General features: G+C 36.5%; 12 protein-coding genes. 10 read left to right on the top strand and 2 right to left on the bottom strand.

Translation table 11 applies throughout. The features are described 5' to 3' along the window. The first annotated feature begins 283 nt into the window (after positions 1-283). From clpB to H7U22_RS14045, 3 genes are all read left to right on the top strand, one after another. Entirely contained in the window at positions 284-2,884 is a 2,601-nt protein-coding gene (clpB, locus tag H7U22_RS14055; protein WP_187071987.1) for an ATP-dependent chaperone ClpB, read from the top strand. Between the two features lie 158 nt (positions 2,885-3,042). After that, positions 3,043-3,696 carry a hypothetical protein gene (locus H7U22_RS14050; RefSeq protein ID WP_187071986.1) on the top strand — a complete coding sequence of 218 codons (654 nt, stop codon included), beginning with the start codon at positions 3,043-3,045 and terminating at the stop codon, positions 3,694-3,696. Between the two features lie 87 nt (positions 3,697-3,783). Further along, on the top strand, positions 3,784-4,446 hold the full coding sequence (locus H7U22_RS14045; RefSeq protein WP_187071985.1) for an autotransporter domain-containing protein: 663 nt from the start codon (positions 3,784-3,786) through the stop codon (positions 4,444-4,446). 53 nt (positions 4,447-4,499) lie between these two features. Here the strand turns inward: H7U22_RS14045 and H7U22_RS14040 are convergent, their stop codons facing one another. Continuing rightward, positions 4,500-5,705: an MFS transporter gene (locus H7U22_RS14040; RefSeq protein WP_187071984.1), complete on the bottom strand. Its 1,206-nt coding sequence runs from the start codon at positions 5,703-5,705 to the stop codon at positions 4,500-4,502. A 102-nt stretch (positions 5,706-5,807) separates the two neighbouring features. Between H7U22_RS14040 and H7U22_RS14035 the strand changes: the two genes are divergently transcribed. The 3 genes from H7U22_RS14035 to H7U22_RS23105 all read left to right on the top strand — a co-directional run bounded on the left by H7U22_RS14035 (position 5,808) and on the right by H7U22_RS23105 (position 8,075). Next, a complete protein-coding gene (locus tag H7U22_RS14035) occupies positions 5,808-6,365 on the top strand; it encodes an NADPH-dependent FMN reductase (protein WP_187071983.1) in 558 nt (185 codons plus the stop codon). Positions 6,366-7,472: 1,107 nt separating this feature from the next. After that, positions 7,473-7,688, top strand: a complete 216-nt coding sequence (locus H7U22_RS23110; RefSeq protein WP_248284755.1) for a PorT family protein — start codon at positions 7,473-7,475, stop codon at positions 7,686-7,688. A gap of 15 nt (positions 7,689-7,703) precedes the next feature. Continuing rightward, the gene (locus H7U22_RS23105) at positions 7,704-8,075 is read left to right on the top strand and encodes a hypothetical protein (RefSeq protein WP_248284754.1); all 372 of its coding nucleotides are present in this window, start codon (positions 7,704-7,706) and stop codon (positions 8,073-8,075) included. A gap of 320 nt (positions 8,076-8,395) precedes the next feature. Here the strand turns inward: H7U22_RS23105 and H7U22_RS14025 are convergent, their stop codons facing one another. Further along, on the bottom strand, positions 8,396-10,048 hold the full coding sequence (locus H7U22_RS14025) for a M28 family metallopeptidase (RefSeq protein ID WP_187071982.1): 1,653 nt from the start codon (positions 10,046-10,048) through the stop codon (positions 8,396-8,398). 643 nt (positions 10,049-10,691) lie between these two features. Between H7U22_RS14025 and H7U22_RS14020 the strand changes: the two genes are divergently transcribed. The 4 genes from H7U22_RS14020 (at position 10,692) to H7U22_RS14005 (ending at position 15,560) form a co-directional block, all read left to right on the top strand. Beyond that, a complete protein-coding gene (locus H7U22_RS14020) occupies positions 10,692-12,860 on the top strand; it encodes a Z1 domain-containing protein (protein ID WP_187071981.1) in 2,169 nt (722 codons plus the stop codon). Between the two features lie 61 nt (positions 12,861-12,921). Continuing rightward, entirely contained in the window at positions 12,922-13,491 is a 570-nt protein-coding gene (gene kwaA / locus H7U22_RS14015) for an anti-phage protein KwaA (protein WP_187071980.1), read from the top strand. Continuing rightward, on the top strand, positions 13,484-14,473 hold the full coding sequence (kwaB, locus tag H7U22_RS14010) for an anti-phage protein KwaB (protein ID WP_187071979.1): 990 nt from the start codon (positions 13,484-13,486) through the stop codon (positions 14,471-14,473). Before kwaA ends, kwaB begins: the two co-directional genes overlap by 8 nt. A gap of 208 nt (positions 14,474-14,681) precedes the next feature. Continuing rightward, positions 14,682-15,560, top strand: a complete 879-nt coding sequence (locus H7U22_RS14005) for a retropepsin-like aspartic protease (protein ID WP_187071978.1) — start codon at positions 14,682-14,684, stop codon at positions 15,558-15,560. Positions 15,561-16,227: the final 667 nt, after the last annotated feature.

Below are 16,227 nucleotides of genomic sequence, written 5' to 3'. Positions count from 1 at the left end.
TCTTTGCCCCATAGGGGCTACCTATTTGTAAAATAGACAATGTGTATTTATGCGCCGTAGGTGCTACCCATTTGTAAACACAACCTTGTAATGGAAAGAAGGGCTGTAGTTACCGAAAAGCAATGAACGTTAATTTCCAAAATCATCAGCAACTAGCAGACAAAATTTCAGCATAAACAACTATTTATCAGTCAATTAGTCATTTAAAATTAATTCTTAGCGACAAAATTTCCGATTCGAAAATTAAAATCATCATGGCATTTGTTTTGACTACAAGGGTTATATGAACTTCAACAATTTTACAATAAAAGCCCAGGAAGCAGTTCAACAGGCTTCTGAAATAGCCCAAGGCAACCAGCAACAGGCTATTGAAACGGCACACCTGCTTAAAGGTTTGCTTACTGTTGATGAAAACGTGGTTTCTTATGTATTAAAGAAATTGAACGTAAACCTTAATTCCTTAAATCAAAATTTAGATGCAGAGATTGCAAAGTTCCCGAAAGTGAGCGGAAGCAATGTCTATTTGTCATCAAATACAAATAGTGTTTTACAGAAAGCACAAACATTTTTAAAAGAATTTAAAGATGAATTTGTTTCGGTTGAACACTTATTACTTGGGCTTTTAGCCGTTAACGATAGCACTTCTAAATTATTAAAAGAGCAAGGTGTTAATGAAAAAGACCTTAAAAAAGCGATTACAGAGTTGCGTGGCGATAACCGTGTAACCGACCAAAATGCAGAAGCAACTTACCAAGCTTTGAGCAAATATGCCCGAAATTTAAATGAATATGCAGAAAGCGGAAAGCTTGACCCTGTAATTGGTCGCGATGAAGAAATTCGTCGGGTCATTCAGATTTTATCTCGCAGAACGAAGAACAATCCAATTTTAATTGGTGAGCCAGGCGTTGGTAAAACTGCTATTGCAGAGGGAATTGCATTCAGAATTATTAAAGGCGATGTACCTGAAAACTTGAAAAGCAAAGTGGTTTACTCGCTTGATATGGGTTCGTTAATTGCTGGTGCAAAATATAAAGGCGAGTTTGAAGAGCGTTTAAAAGCCGTAGTAAAAGAGGTTACTCAAAGCGATGGAGAGATTGTTCTCTTTATTGATGAGATCCATACGTTGGTTGGTGCAGGTGGTGGCGAAGGCGCAATGGATGCGGCAAATATTCTAAAACCTGCTTTAGCTCGTGGAGAATTACGTGCAATTGGCGCCACTACTTTGGATGAATATCAAAAATATTTAGAAAAGGATAAAGCGCTAGAACGTCGTTTCCAAAAGGTAATGGTGAACGAGCCTGACACCCAAGATGCGATTTCAATTTTACGTGGATTAAAAGAACGCTACGAAACGCACCACAAGGTGAGGATTAAAGATGAGGCGATTATTGCTGCAGTAGAAATGAGTCAGCGGTATATTGCAGATCGTTTCTTGCCTGATAAAGCCATCGATTTGATGGATGAAGCCGCATCTAAATTGCGGATGGAAATGGATAGTGTGCCTGAAAATGTAGATGCACTGGATCGTGAAATTATGCGCTTGGAAATTGAACGTGAAGCGATTAAACGCGAAAAAGACGATAAAAAAGTTAAAGAACTTTCAGAAGAGATTGCAAATTTATCTGCAGAGCGGGATGAATTAAAAGCTAAGTGGCAAGGCGAAAAAGATTTGGTTGATAACATTAATAATCAGCTGGAACAGATTGAGCACTATAAATTAGAAGCCGAACAGGCTGAACGTGCAGGGGATTATGGCAAAGTTGCCGAAATTCGTTACGGAAAAATTAAAGAAGCTCAAGATAAGCTCGATAAGTTTAAAGCAACTTTGGAAAGTCAGCAGAGCGATAGCAGAATGCTGAAAGAAGAAGTTACTGCCGATGATATTGCTGGTGTTGTTGGAAGGTGGACTGGAATTCCGGTAACGAAACTGATTGCCAGCGAACGTGAAAAATTATTGAATTTAGAAGAGGAGCTTCACCAACGTGTTGCCGGACAAGATGAGGCTATTGAGGCCATTTCTGACGCGATTCGTCGTTCTCGTGCAGGCTTGCAAGATAAGCGTAAACCAATCGGTTCGTTCATTTTCTTGGGCACAACAGGTGTTGGTAAAACAGAATTGGCCAAAGCATTGGCGGAGTTTTTATTCAATGATGAAAATGCGCTCACCAGAATTGATATGAGTGAATATCAGGAAAGACATGCCGTTTCTCGTTTAATTGGAGCGCCTCCAGGCTATGTTGGTTACGATGAAGGTGGACAGTTAACTGAAGCTGTTAGGCGTAAACCTTATTCCGTAGTATTGCTTGATGAGATAGAAAAAGCCCATCCAGATATATTTAACATTTTGTTGCAGGTTTTGGATGATGGTCGCTTAACGGATAATAAAGGCAGAACGGTGAATTTCAAAAACACCATCATCATCATGACTTCGAATATCGGAGCACATTTAATTCAAGATAACTTCAAAAATTTAAGTGATGAAAACCGAGATGAAGTAATTGCTAAAACCAAAAACGAATTGTTTGAGGTATTGAAACAAACCATTCGTCCGGAGTTTTTAAACCGTATTGATGAGCTGATTATGTTCACTCCTTTGAACCGCAGCGAAATTAGAAACATTGTTAGCTTACAATTTAAACAAGTACAGCAAACACTTGCCGAAATGGGTATTGAAATGGAAGCAAGTGATGAAGCTTTAGATTGGTTGGCACAGTTGGGTTACGATCCGCAGTTTGGAGCGAGGCCGTTAAAAAGAGTCATTCAAAAAAGAATCTTAAACGAATTGTCGAAAGAGATCTTGGCGGGTAAGATAGATAAAGACAGTAAAATAAAGTTGGATATGTTTGATCACAATTTTGTGTTCCTGAATCAAAAGGTTGATTAAAAAATCATAATTAAATCCTACAGATTAACCTCTGTAGGATTTTTTTTGAAGCTGATCTTCAGAAGCTTACGAACCAAATAATCAACTACGGTAATAGTTATTTTACTTGTTTTTTGTGTCGATAATGTTTATTATTGATTACACACAAAAAATGAAAAATGAAACCAAAATTAACCATCATGGCAGCGTTATGCGCCATCGGCTTGAGCTCGTATGCGCAAACCGAAAAAGGCTCCGGCTTCTTGGGGCTCAGTCTCAGCTTTGGAACCGAAAAGCAGAAAACCTACAAAAGCAGTATTAACAACTTTACCTTCACCCCAAAAGGAGCCTATTTTCTGGAAGATAATTTTGCTGTAGGCTTAGATCTTTCCTTTAATTTATCGAAACTTAGAGGCATCAATTATACCGAATGGAATAGCGAATACGGTACTTATCAAGATACTTATGGCGCTAAAGAACTTAATTTTGGTCTATCTCCTTTTGCGAGAAAGTATTTTAATGTAAAGTCTTTTTTAAAGTTTTATGCACAGGCCAATATTTTATTTCAAATTAACAGCACCAAAATCATCGATGACGAAGGCTATTTAATAGGTTACGATAATCGACTTAAAGGTTATGGAGCAAGTTTAAGTCCTGGGTTTGCTTTCTTTCCAACAGAAAAATTTGCGATAGAGTTCTCCTTCCCCATTGTTACTTATTTTCATCAAGATTATTACGATGAGTTTTCGGCTTACAACTATGAAAAGCAGAACAATGTTAAACTTGCACTTGATAATTTTATGCCATCCATTGGCGTAAGCTTTCATTTCTAGACCATTTTTAAAATAATTTCATTGAAAATCAAAAACTTAAAATCCAATTAACTAAATATTTAGTTAATTGGATTTTTTTGCTTAATATTGACTACACAAAAAACACACACAAATGAAAAAACAATTATTATTTACCGCTATGGCGGTGGTATGCCTATCTGTATCTGGATTTGCACAAACAAAAGAACCAATGCTTTAAGTTTTGGCGTTAATGTGACCACAGATAAAACAACAAGTGATTTGACCACTGAAAGCAAGGCCAAGAACAGTTCCTTCTCCTTAGGGTATGATTATTTTATTAAAGACAATAGCAAAATTGGAATAGAATTGAGCTACGGAGTTAATAAGTACGATTACGACAATACATCTACACAGGAGTATAAAAGTTATGGTGGTAATTTAAGCTATCAAAGATACTTCCCAATCGTTAAAACCTTATTTGCTTATGCTGGTGGAAAAGCAGCCTATACTTACGGGAAACAAGATCAAACCATAAATAATGGGGTTACGAGCCAAGAATATACATCCAACTTATATGCCGTTGGTGCTTATGGAGGAATAACTTGGTTTTTATCCAAAAGATTTGCTCTTGAAACAAATTTGTTAGCTGCAGATATAATTTATAATGAAACTAAGCAATACAATAATAACCCAGGATCCAATAACTATTCTAACAAAAGAACCACATTCAATTTTACAAGTCAAGGTTTTATAAATAACCTAGGTTTTAAAATATACGTTTTGTTTTAATTAAATATTTCACATCAACGCTCCGTCCCACTGTTTTTTACAGTGGGATTTTTTTATTTCTTTTTGGCTTCGATATTTGGAAGAAATCCTGTTAATAAACCAATTAATGGCAGAAAAGCACAAACATTAAACACATATTCAATACTCGTAGAATCGGCTAATTTACCAAGCAAGGCAGAACCTATTCCGCCCATCCCGAAGGCAAAACCAAAAAACAAACCTGCAACCAAGCCAACTTTACCTGGAATTAATTCTTGTGCATAAACCAAAATCGCGGAAAATGCAGAAGCTAAAATCATCCCGATGGGAACGATTAAAACACCTGTCCAAAATAAATTTGCATGTGGCAATAACAAGGCAAAAGGTGCTGTACCTAAGATAGAAACCCAGATTACATATTTACGTCCAATTTTATCTCCTATTGGTCCGCCCAATAACGTTCCTGCAGCTACTGAAAAAAGAAATACAAAAAGATAAATCTGCGAAGTTTGAACCGATAAGTGAAATTTATCGATCAAATAAAATGTAAAATAATTGGTTAAACTGGCCATGTAAAAGTATTTCGAAAAGATCAAAAGCAATAAAATGGATACAGCGAATACAACCTTTCTGCGAGAAAAGTTATGGGTTACACCTTGAATTTTATTTGCATTTTTAACCCTCAATAACATAAATCCCTTATACCAATTGCCCACGTAACTTAAAATCAAAATGGCAATAAGTGCTATAAAAGAGAACCAGATCACACTAAATTGCCCATAAGGGACTATAATCCAAGCGGCTAAAAGTGGTCCTAAGGAGCTTCCTGCATTTCCGCCCAATTGAAAAACAGATTGTGCCAAACCTCTTTTCCCGCCAGATGCGGCATGCGCCATTCTAGAAGCTTCTGGGTGAAAGATAGATGAGCCAATTCCGATAAAACAAACCGAAATTAGCATGGTATAAAAATGTGCAGAGAGCGATAAAGTGATCAGCCCAATAAGGGTGAAGCCCATGCCAACGGCTAAAGAATAAGGTTGGGGTTTTTTATCGGTATATAAACCCACAAAAGGTTGAAGCAATGAAGCAGCCAGCTGAAAGGTTAACGTAATTAAACCAATTTGCGAAAAGCTTAAGTGATAATTAACTTTTATAATCGGATAAATTGCCGGTATTAGGGATTGAATGGTATCATTTAACAGATGCGAAAAGCTAAGTGCAAATAAAATGGGAAAAACGGTTCTTTCTATTAACGTTTGGGTGGATGGGTTCTCGGTCATAACAAATGTTCTACCATCAAAAATAGCAATTATAATTTTTAACGGTAAACAATATGTCCTTGCTGGACTGAAACATTTTTATGGTGATGCGGTTTATTAACTATGGAAAAGAATAAAAAAATAGTTGGCCTTTGCGGAAGCTTAAGAAAAGGATCTTATAATGCAATGTTATTGAAAACTGCTGGCGAACTACTTCCCGAAGGTATTGACTTTGAAATTGTTCCATTCGATGATGTTCCTATTTATAACGCCGATGATGATACACCAACGGTTGATGAACGCCCTGAAAGTGTGGTGAAATTTAGAAATGCTTTAGCTGAGGCTAGTGCCTTTATTATTGCTTCGCCAGAATATAACTACTCCATCCCCGGCGGACTTAAAAATGCAATTGATTGGGCAAGCCGTGGAAAAGATTCTCCTTTAATGCACAAACCCGTGGCCGTTATGGGCGCAACCCAAGGGATGTGGGGAACGGTTAGAATGCAAACAGCTTTCCTTCCTGTTTTTACATTCTTAAACATGAACCCTGTTTTACAGCCAGAAGTTTTGATTGCCCAGGCGCAAAACAAATTTGATGAAAGCGGAAAACTAACGGATGAAATGGCATTAGGAATCATCAAAAAGAAGCTCGAAAATTTAATCTCTGCTTGTAAGGTTTAAATTAGATATCTTATAGATTTTTCGTCATTCCCTCAAAGGCGGGAATCTTAGTATTTAAGCAGGAGCCTGAAAATATTTCCCGCAGATTAAATGGATTTTCGCAGATTTTCTGCGGTAATTATCTTAAATCTGCGGGAGCAATTATTTTGCATGCAGAGTATTTTAATTTTTTAGTAAAATGCATTAAGATACCCATCCGATAGCTATCGGATCAAGTTGGGCATGATGGCCGTTCATGCTTAGTCTTTTAACCAATCGACTCATCATTCTACATAATCATTTTGCACAGCCATCTCGTCATTCCCGCGAAGGCGGGAATCTTAGTATTTAAGTTTAAGTAATAGCCTGAAAATATTTCCCTCAGATCAAATGGATTTTCGCAGATTTTCTGCGGTAATTATCTTAAATCTGCGGGAGCAATTATTTTGCATGCAGGGTATCTTAATTTTTTAGTAAAATGCATTAAGATTCCCATCCGATAGCTATCGGATCAAGTTGGGCATGATGGCCGTTCATGTTTAGTCTTTTAACCAATCGACTCACCATTCTACATAATCATTTTGCATAGCCACCTCGTCATTCTCGTAGGCGGGAATCTTAGTATTTAAGTTTAAGTAGTAGCCTGAAAATATTTCCCTCAGATCAAATGGATTTTCGCAGATTTTCTGCGGTAATTATCTTAAATCTGCAGGAGCAATTATTTTGCATGCAGGGTATCTTAATTTTTTTAGTAAAATGCATTAAGATACCCGCCTGCTCGGTAAAGACGACGAAACAATACAAACGGCCAACAAAGGGAAAGTTTAATATTCCTAAAAGATGTCAAAATTTCCTGCAAAAAGCTGACATTTCTACAAAAAAAGTCAGATTGTCAATCTGGCATGCTCATAAAATTAATCAATCGATTAATTTTCAGTCACCGCAAAATAATATTGATTAAAGTCCAAATTTCTATCTGTTTATGAATTAAAGAGTTAGGCAAAAACTGATTTTTTGATGACGCAGACAAAGTTTTTCGGCACAGGTATTGACTTTTAGCCAAATATAGTCAGAAATTAAAAAAGTAAAAATTGACTATATTTTTTAATAAAATAAATACATAAAAAGATGAAAAAACTATTATTATCATTAGTAGCAGTAGCAGGTTTAGTTTACAGTGCAAATGCACAAACTGAAAAAGGAAAAGTTATTTTAGGCGGTAACGTTGGCTTTAACTCTACCAAAGTAGAAGGCGCTGCAAAATCTGATTTCAACTTCAGCGTAGTTCCAAGTGTTGGTTATTTTGTAAGCAACAACTTTGCAATTGGTACAGGCGTGGGTTAAACATACGATAAACAAGTGAGTGCTAAAAACTTAAATCAGGCTTTTAAAGTTGCACCTTTCGGTCGTTATTATATTGGCTTATCAGATCAGTTTAAATTCTTCGGGCAATTATCAGTTCCAATGGCTTTCGGAAACAATAAAGTTGTTGATGCTGAAGGAAATGTTGGCGATAAATATGCAACTACAACAAGTATCGGTGTAAACATTGCTCCAGGTTTTGCTTTTTTCCCAACCAAAAGAATCGGTATCGAAGTTTCAGTTAACGGTTTAGGTTACGAAAACTACCAAGTAAAAAATGAAGCTACAGGCGCTAAAGCAACTGCAAATTCATTCGGTTTAGAAGCTGATACATTTGCTCCAAAATTAGGCGTACAGTTTCACTTTTAATTAGTTTGTTACGCTATAATTAAGCGACAGATTTTTTGAAATGCCTCCAAAAAAAGTTAGATACTTATTGGGGGCATTTTTAGTATTTAGCGTAGTTGATAAAAACCACCCCCTAACCCCTCCTTGAAGATAAGGAGGGGAGCTGGAAGAAAGTATTGAAAATTTGTATTAATATTTAAGTTGGTGGGTGTAACCCAAGGCTATATTATGAAATCAACTATCTGGACACTATCAAGTTGAGCCTATCGAAACGCATTAAAATTAATTTCGATAGGTCCTTCGACAAGCTCAGGATGACAGATATTTATGATGTAGCCTTTTTATTTCTTTTCTCTAATGGCTTTAAATTCCGAGCCTTCTTTCCATTTGGGATAAGAACTTTCGTTACTTAAACGGTAACCCAAATCAAAAAGCATCCGCTCGTCCGCTATAATTCCAGATAAATCCCAGGTTTTCGCATCAAAATTATCTTGGGGAGAATGATAACGGTTTTTGGTAAAATCGGCAACCTGTTTTAAGCCCCATGGCCTTCCATTCTTAATATTATCTACACCAGAGCCTGTAAATAAAGACGGCACACCAACCTTTGCCAAATTAAAATGATCTGAACGGTAATAAAGACCAGATGATGGGACAGGATCTGGAACAATCACACGGTTTTGCTTTTTGGCCGATTCCGCAGCATAATCTTCCAATTCCGATTGGCCAAAGCCATAAACCACCACATCTTTTGTTTTACCGGCAATCCCCATCATATCCATATTAATGTTTGCAACCGTTTTAGCCAATGGAAAAGTGGGGTGTTTTGCATAATACTCAGAGCCTAATAAGCCTTGCTCTTCAGCCGTATAAGAAATAAACAAAATGGTTCGATCTGGATTTTTCGGCAACTTTTTAAATGCCGAAGCAATTTCAAATAAAGAAGCCACGCCAGTCGCATTGTCTACAGCGCCATTGTAAATAGAATCGCCCTGAACTTTTTCCCCAACCCCTAAATGATCCCAGTGTGCCGAATAAATTATGGCTTCATCTTTTCTTTTATCGCCCGGAAGCGAGGCCAATACATTGTAAGTAACAGATTTTTTGATCTTATTTTTAACCGTTAACGAAGTTGTTAAATTCAGATCCACAGCTTTAAAATTCTTTTTCTTGGCATTTGCAACCAAAGCTCCGAGAGAATTACCGCCCAACGAAAATAACTTCTTCGCCACACCTAAACCAATCCATCCCTCAACAACAGTCCTATTCATGCCGTTATCTTCCGATTGCAACTGTAATTTCGATTTAGACCAACCACTGCGAACCACCGTCCACGGGTAAGCCGCCGGCTCCGTATCGTGGATGATTAAAATTCCAGCTGCACCTTGTCTAGATGCTTCCTCGAACTTATATGTCCACCGACCGTAATAAGTCATGTTTTTTCCTTTAAACAAAGTCGAATCAGAAAAACCCGGATCGTTAATTAACACCACAACTGTTTTGCCTTTAACATCCAAATCTTTGTAATCGTTCCAACCATATTCTGGTGCAACAATGCCGTAACCTGCAAAAACCAGCGGAGAATTTTTGATACTTACTTCCTCCTGCACCCTTCTCGATCCTGCTACAAACTCTGTTAAATAATTTAGGGAAAGCTCTTTTGAGCCCGATTTAACGATCATTTTGTCATCAGGTGTCGATTTTATTTCCACCATCGGTACTTCCTGGAAATAACTGTCGCCATTACCTGGCTTTAAACCAAGTTTTATAAATTCTGCCTTTAAATAATTAATCGTTTTCGTTTCTCCAGCTGTAAAAGGCTTTCTTCCTTCCAAGCTATCCGCAGCAATAACAGAAAGATATTTGGTCAGACTAGAATCGTTTATAGCCTTTATTGCTAAGGAATCTGGACCATCGGCACTGCTTTCAGAAGATTGTTTGCAAGAAGTTATGCCAACGGCTAGTATGGATAAGTAAAGTAGGGTTTTGTTCATTCGGATAAATTTTGATGGGTAATTTAGGAAATTTTGCCGATTTATGATTTTGGGATTTATATGCCTAAATTTTCTTTCCTGCACAGGCAGGAATCTTAATGCTTTTATAACATGTTAAAAAAAATCTAATTAAAAACATTTGATGGGCCAATTTCTGTACAACATACCGTCATTCTCGCGTAGGCTGGAATCTTACTGCGGTTAAAAGGATAAATTTCTAATTAAAGCATTTGAAGAGCAGGAACAGAAGAATTGATTAATGTTAGCCCCGTTCCAAAGGAACCCCTTTGGGGCTATCGCTACAAGTCCTCCCCGAGAAAATCGGGTTGCGGGCTTTCCGCTTCCATCGGGTCTAAATGGCAAAACCACATTAAATCAGCATTTTACGGCTTCCCGTATTAAATGGTTATTTTTATTTTATACATTAGTTAAACTAAATTAATCGATAAGCGCTCTCTATCTGTTGGTTTGTTTCTTAACCGCGTATAGGCTTCTTTGAGGTTTAGTGAATAATATAAATTAATTAAGGCAAAACACTAAGTACAAATGGGCATTGAGAGGTATTATTTGAGGCTTGAGTTTCATATATTTAAAAGTTGCTGGCAACCCTTATCACCCCACAGTCAAACGACATAACAACTATATGGAATTCTACTCAATTCATTCGGCTAACAGAAAATACAGTAAGCCATTGCAGGACACAGTAAAAAGTACTGTTGACAGATTACTAACGAGCAAAACAAGTTCCGAAAATCCTGGTGTCTTGCTTGGTCGAATTCAAAGCGGTAAGACAACTGCATTTATTGGGGTTATTGCAGAAGCGTTTGACAGAGGAATTGATGTTGCGGTTGTTCTGACAAAAAATTCAGAATTACTTGGCACGCAAACAACGAGAAGAATTAGAAAGGAATTTAAGGAATTTGAGGAGCAAGGGCACATAAACATCTACTACACCCATACATTTGGCGACACCATTCTAAAAAAATCTCAATTACTGAACAAGAAAGTCTTTATTGCAATCAAGAATCCAAGTAGTATAGGAAAACTAACAAAAGCGTTCAAAATAAATAATTCCGAATTATGCGGTAAAAATGTACTCATAATTGACGATGAAGCTGATACAGGTTCGATAGGTGCAAAAGGCAAAAAGGATGAAGTTGAATTATTAGAAACTGCAAAAAAACTAAACGATTTTAGAAAAGCATTGGAGAAAGGATATTTCTTACAAGTCACAGCAACACCATATGCTTTATATCTTCAACCAAACGAAATTGTCACAGCATCAGGAGTTTACAAACCAGTAAGACCGAAATTTACTGAAATATTGGAGGCTTATCCAGGCTACGTTGGTGGAAAAGTGTATTTTGAAGATAGCGAGGACATAGACAATCCTGCCTACCACATACATATACAAGCAACACCAACTGATATAGCAACGTTAAAATCTAAAAAACAAGATTTAAGAATTGAACGCAATGTTGCCACGACTGACAAGCTACAAGTATTTAGAAAATCCATTGAAAAATTTATTGTAGCCGTTGCAATCAGAAGAGCTCAACAAATTAAAAGTGGCGGTTCAACAATATTACAAAACTATCAGCTTTCTAAATATTCATTTATTTTTCACCTGGACACCGCCAAAACTAAAATGGTTTGGCAAGAAACATTAGTCCAAAAATATTTAGACTTTTTACAATCGGAATGGAAAAAAAATAATGGCGATGCAATTGATATGTACAAAGACCATTATGAAAATGATTTAATTATCTCATTCAAGAAAGCCGAAAAACTTGGCTGGGTTGAGAACTTACCGAATTTCAAAGAAGTTCAAAAAGTAATTTCACGAATATTCGAGTTGGAGGATTATCAAATATTCGTAATAAACTCTGACCAACGAGTAATAGACTTAGCTAACGATGATGGCCAATTAAGACTTGAAACAGCTTTAAATTTCTTTATTGGAGGTCAGGTACTTGACAGGGGCATCACCATAGATAATCTACTTGGAATTTTTTACGGTAGAGACCCACAAACCTCTCAAATGGACACCGTGTTACAACACGCCAGAATGTATGGTAATCGTTCAAAGGCAGATATTGCATTAACACGGATGTACACAACTGAACGGATATTCGAAAGAATGAAAGAAATCCATCAGATTGATGAAGCGTTGCGAGAATCATTGCAGAAAAAGACGGACCACGAAATTGTTCTAATGCAAGCAAGCGAACAAGGAAGAATTAAACCAACAAGCCCAAATAGAATTCGTTTAGGTAACGTTACAACTCTTCGCAGTTATAAAACCAAATACCCTTATGGTTTTGAAACTAAAGGAAAGACGGAAATAACACGAATCACAAATAAGATTGACACGTACCTACGTTCCATAAATGGTTTTACCAACACAATCAGAAAGTCTTTCACAATAACATTCGAGCAGTTTGAAAATATTCTTGACTTAATTGATGCTGGAAATTTGAATTACGATCTAGGGGTTCCGCTTGACACATTTGTGTGGAAAACAATCGTAAAAAAAATGTTTGAAGAGTGTGAAAATGATGATATGCATTGTTATGTACAAGAAGGAAGAGACCTGCAAAGGTTTCAACTTAATGGAGAACCAATGGACGCACCGTACACAAGCACTACAGACTACAAATATAGTATGACTTGCATTAAGAATTCAAACAAACCTCTGCTAATGTTACTTAGACAAGAAGGAAAAGCAAATGGCTGGAAAGATGCACCATTTTATTGGCCAGTTTTGGTAAACCCAGCATTTGAAAGACCATTATTATTTGAGTGGTCGTGATTGATAAGTAGTGCTGACTACAACATTGCATTAACTGTAATCTTTTGAAACTCCTAATAACTTGAGAAGAAAAATAGAATTATATATCGTATCTCTTTGGTTACTATTTCTTCTGATAATAGTGAACAGAACTCAAATGCAAATTTGTTGGAGTTGCAGTTTTATTGGGTTTAAGCAACTCTTTCATGACAATGTTATACCGACAATTGCCCTTTTATTCTTTTTATTAGGTTTTATTTTTTATTTCCGATTTAGATATACTATCGACGGAACTGCTTTGCTACCAGTAAAAATAAAAAAAATTGAGCATTCCAACTATGAACATTTGACGTTTCTAACAACTTATATCATACCTCTGATTTGCTTTGACCTAAGCCAAATTAGGTACGCTGTTGACCTCTTAATTTTACTCATCATCATCGGTGCAATTTATGTTAAAACAAATATGTTTTATGCTAATCCAACATTGGCATTATTAGGCTACAACGTTTATAAAGTCGAAACATCCCAAGGAGATAACCTAATTTATATTTCTAAAGATAAACTTGAGGTAAGCAGTTGGGTAAGTTCTTTGCAACTAGACCACAAAACTTATTTCGTAAAAAAAACAACACAGCCAGAAAATGAATAGAGAACAATTACTACAGGCAATTTCATTCCTTTTTCAGGTAGGCAATCCAATTAGTTTAAGACTATACTTTCTAGTTAGTACAGACAATGGAATGGAACTGAAATTGGCAAATATTGAACAAGAAGTTACTACTTCGCTTCTAACTCAATTTAAAGGATACATCCAATCAAAGTTCATTGACAACGAAGAATTGTTTTTTGGCAATTTGACAGATGCAGACAATCGTAGAAATTCTGCTTACAACTATGACTTTGACGAAAAGCCAGAAGGACTTTCATATTTAGACACAGTTTTGAAAAATGAAGAACAAGCCCATTTTAATTTCAATGTGGACGATTTAAACAATATCAAAGCATTTGTAATTTTAATTGGAAATGAAGAACACAAAATAAGCCTTTACAAAAAGCATTACCCAATCAACTATTTGAGACGAGATAGTATTTTAAGGATTTTTCCATCCAACGAGAGATTTGAAAAAGTCAATACCAATATTTTGAGCATATCCGAGACTTTTGAGTTTATGCAAATAGGTCAAAATCTTATTGTATTGAGCGTAAAAGTTTTAGAAAAATATTTTGGCTACGACACAATTATCAGAAATAAGGCTATTGAAAATCTAACTCTAATCCAAAATTCAGGATTATTGGTTGACATTCAATTACTAAACACTTTGACAAATGAACTCAAATATGCAAAAAGGATAGTGAAAATAAAGCACGACACACCAGTCTTGCAATTACCCGTCAACACCGTAATTTTTTTCATAGCAAACCATCCAGTTCTTAGTCGAAAAATTAGGTTTAACGCAGACTCTACGCAAATTGCGTTAGACACAAAAGTTTCGCAAGAGCATTTTATTAAACTGCTTAATGACGACTTTCTTAAATCAGAATTAACAAACTTGTTTTATGACAGCCAATCAAAGGACACTTTACGCATTGAAGAAAATGCTGACCAAGAGCAAGTAGTAGCGCCTGAATAACACTGCAGCCAACGGAGATTTTCCAAAGAAGGGAGCTGCATAATAAAGGCTTGAGTTCAGTTTCCCCATATTTGACGCAAGTATGTCGCGTATGCATTTAAAATCTTGGCTTAATCATTTTCATATTTTATTATAATTCATAAATTTATGCTTCTTTCACACGCCACAGGCATGCGCTAGCAACAACCTTTAAACCAACCTAACAACCATGAAACCTACTCTATTCCTTTTATTTTTACTCCTCTCGTTAAATGTTTTTGCTCAAAAAATAATTTTAAGTGATAGCATTCCTTTAGTATTTAATAATCAAAATACTTTTTTTGTAAAGGCTGTTTTTAATAAAATAGATACGTTGAACTTAAACTTCGATACGGGAACAACCGAGTTGGTACTTATTAATGATGTTTTAAAGAACAAACTTAAATCTGTTCCTCAACTGTACAATACCGTTTACGATTTACAAATAGGAAGCACAAACTATAAAACTAAAGTTTATGATGCCCAATTAACGGTTCATGGAAGCGATGGACGGTTTGGCTGGGATCTTTTTAAGGGTAAAGTAGTGGAGCTCGATTTTGATAAAAAACTGATGATTGTTCATGCTGTGTTGCCCAAAGAAGTAGTATCTGATCATAAATTCACAAAACTTAAAATAGAATTTTTTAAAGATCTCTTCTTAATTCAGAGTGAAATTAAACAAAATGGTGTAACCAATAAAGACCTTTTTCTGTTTGATACCGGCTATCAAAGAACGGCGATGTTGAGTAGCGATTTATTAAAAGCGGGAAAATTTCCAGTCGAGAAGATGGAAATAATAAAAAAGGTGATGATGCATGGCGCTCAGGGCAATGAAATCCCGGTGATTACGTCAAAACTTAAAACGTTAAAAATTGGAAAGTACAGTTTAAAAAATGTTCCTGTACAGATAACCACGATAAATAAGCCCTTGAAAGATAAGGATATCCATATTTTGGGAAACGAGGTTTTGAAAAGGTTTAATGTATTTCTTGATTTCAAAGACAACTTTGTTTACCTAAAGCCGAATGGTTTGTTTAATGATAAGTACATGGAAGAGAGGAAGGGTTAGCTTAGCATTGACTGGTGAAGGTGTTAAAAAACCTCCCCCAACCCCCTCCGGAGGGGGAGACAAAGCGCCGAAAATTTGCGAGCCAATAAAAGTTTCCAAATTGGTTTTCATATGAAACACCAAGCCCAAATAATTTAAACCTGATCGAGCGGAATAGCGCCCGATTTTTCTTCGGGACTATAAGCAAGAGCAGGACTGAAATAACCGAAGAATTACCGAACCTTGCTTTCCAAAAAAAAAGTTAAAACCTTCCCCCACTCCCCCCGAAGGAGAGACAAAGCGCCAAAAAAGGTTTCTAAACTTGGCGAAGGGGCTGGGCGTCTTATCATTTTCAGCTTGATCTGATAGCTATCGGATGGGAACCTTAATGCGTTAAACATTGCATACCAAAGCATTAAGATTCCCGCCTGTGCGGGAAAGACGGCATGGCAAATATGGAGGTTAAAACCTCCCCCAACCCCCTCCAGAGGGGGAGACAAAGCGCCAAAAAAGGTTTCCAAACTTGCCGAGTGGACTGGGCGTCCTGTCATTCTCAGCTTGATCTGATAGCTATCGGATGGAAACCTTAATGCGTTAAACATTGCATACCAAAGCATTAAGATTCTCGCCTGTGCGGGAAAGACGGCATGGCAAATATGTAGGTTAAAACCTCCCCCAACCCCCTCCA

The sequence above is a fragment of the Pedobacter fastidiosus genome (genome assembly GCF_014306625.1).
GTDB classification, from domain to species: Bacteria; Bacteroidota; Bacteroidia; order Sphingobacteriales; family Sphingobacteriaceae; genus Pedobacter; species Pedobacter fastidiosus.
This window is presented reverse-complemented; position numbering and strand designations above follow the sequence as displayed.

Coding starts and splice junctions, on each gene's coding strand:
- clpB (WP_187071987.1), top strand. CDS start 284: ATGAACTTCAACAATTTTACAATAAAAGCCCAGGAAGCAGTTCAACAG.
- H7U22_RS14050 (WP_187071986.1), top strand. CDS start 3,043: ATGAAACCAAAATTAACCATCATGGCAGCGTTATGCGCCATCGGCTTG.
- H7U22_RS14040 (WP_187071984.1), bottom strand. CDS start 5,705: ATGACCGAGAACCCATCCACCCAAACGTTAATAGAAAGAACCGTTTTT.
- H7U22_RS14035 (WP_187071983.1), top strand. CDS start 5,808: ATGGAAAAGAATAAAAAAATAGTTGGCCTTTGCGGAAGCTTAAGAAAA.
- H7U22_RS23110 (WP_248284755.1), top strand. CDS start 7,473: ATGAAAAAACTATTATTATCATTAGTAGCAGTAGCAGGTTTAGTTTAC.
- H7U22_RS14025 (WP_187071982.1), bottom strand. CDS start 10,048: ATGAACAAAACCCTACTTTACTTATCCATACTAGCCGTTGGCATAACT.
- H7U22_RS14020 (WP_187071981.1), top strand. CDS start 10,692: ATGGAATTCTACTCAATTCATTCGGCTAACAGAAAATACAGTAAGCCA.
- kwaB (WP_187071979.1), top strand. CDS start 13,484: ATGAATAGAGAACAATTACTACAGGCAATTTCATTCCTTTTTCAGGTA.
- H7U22_RS14005 (WP_187071978.1), top strand. CDS start 14,682: ATGAAACCTACTCTATTCCTTTTATTTTTACTCCTCTCGTTAAATGTT.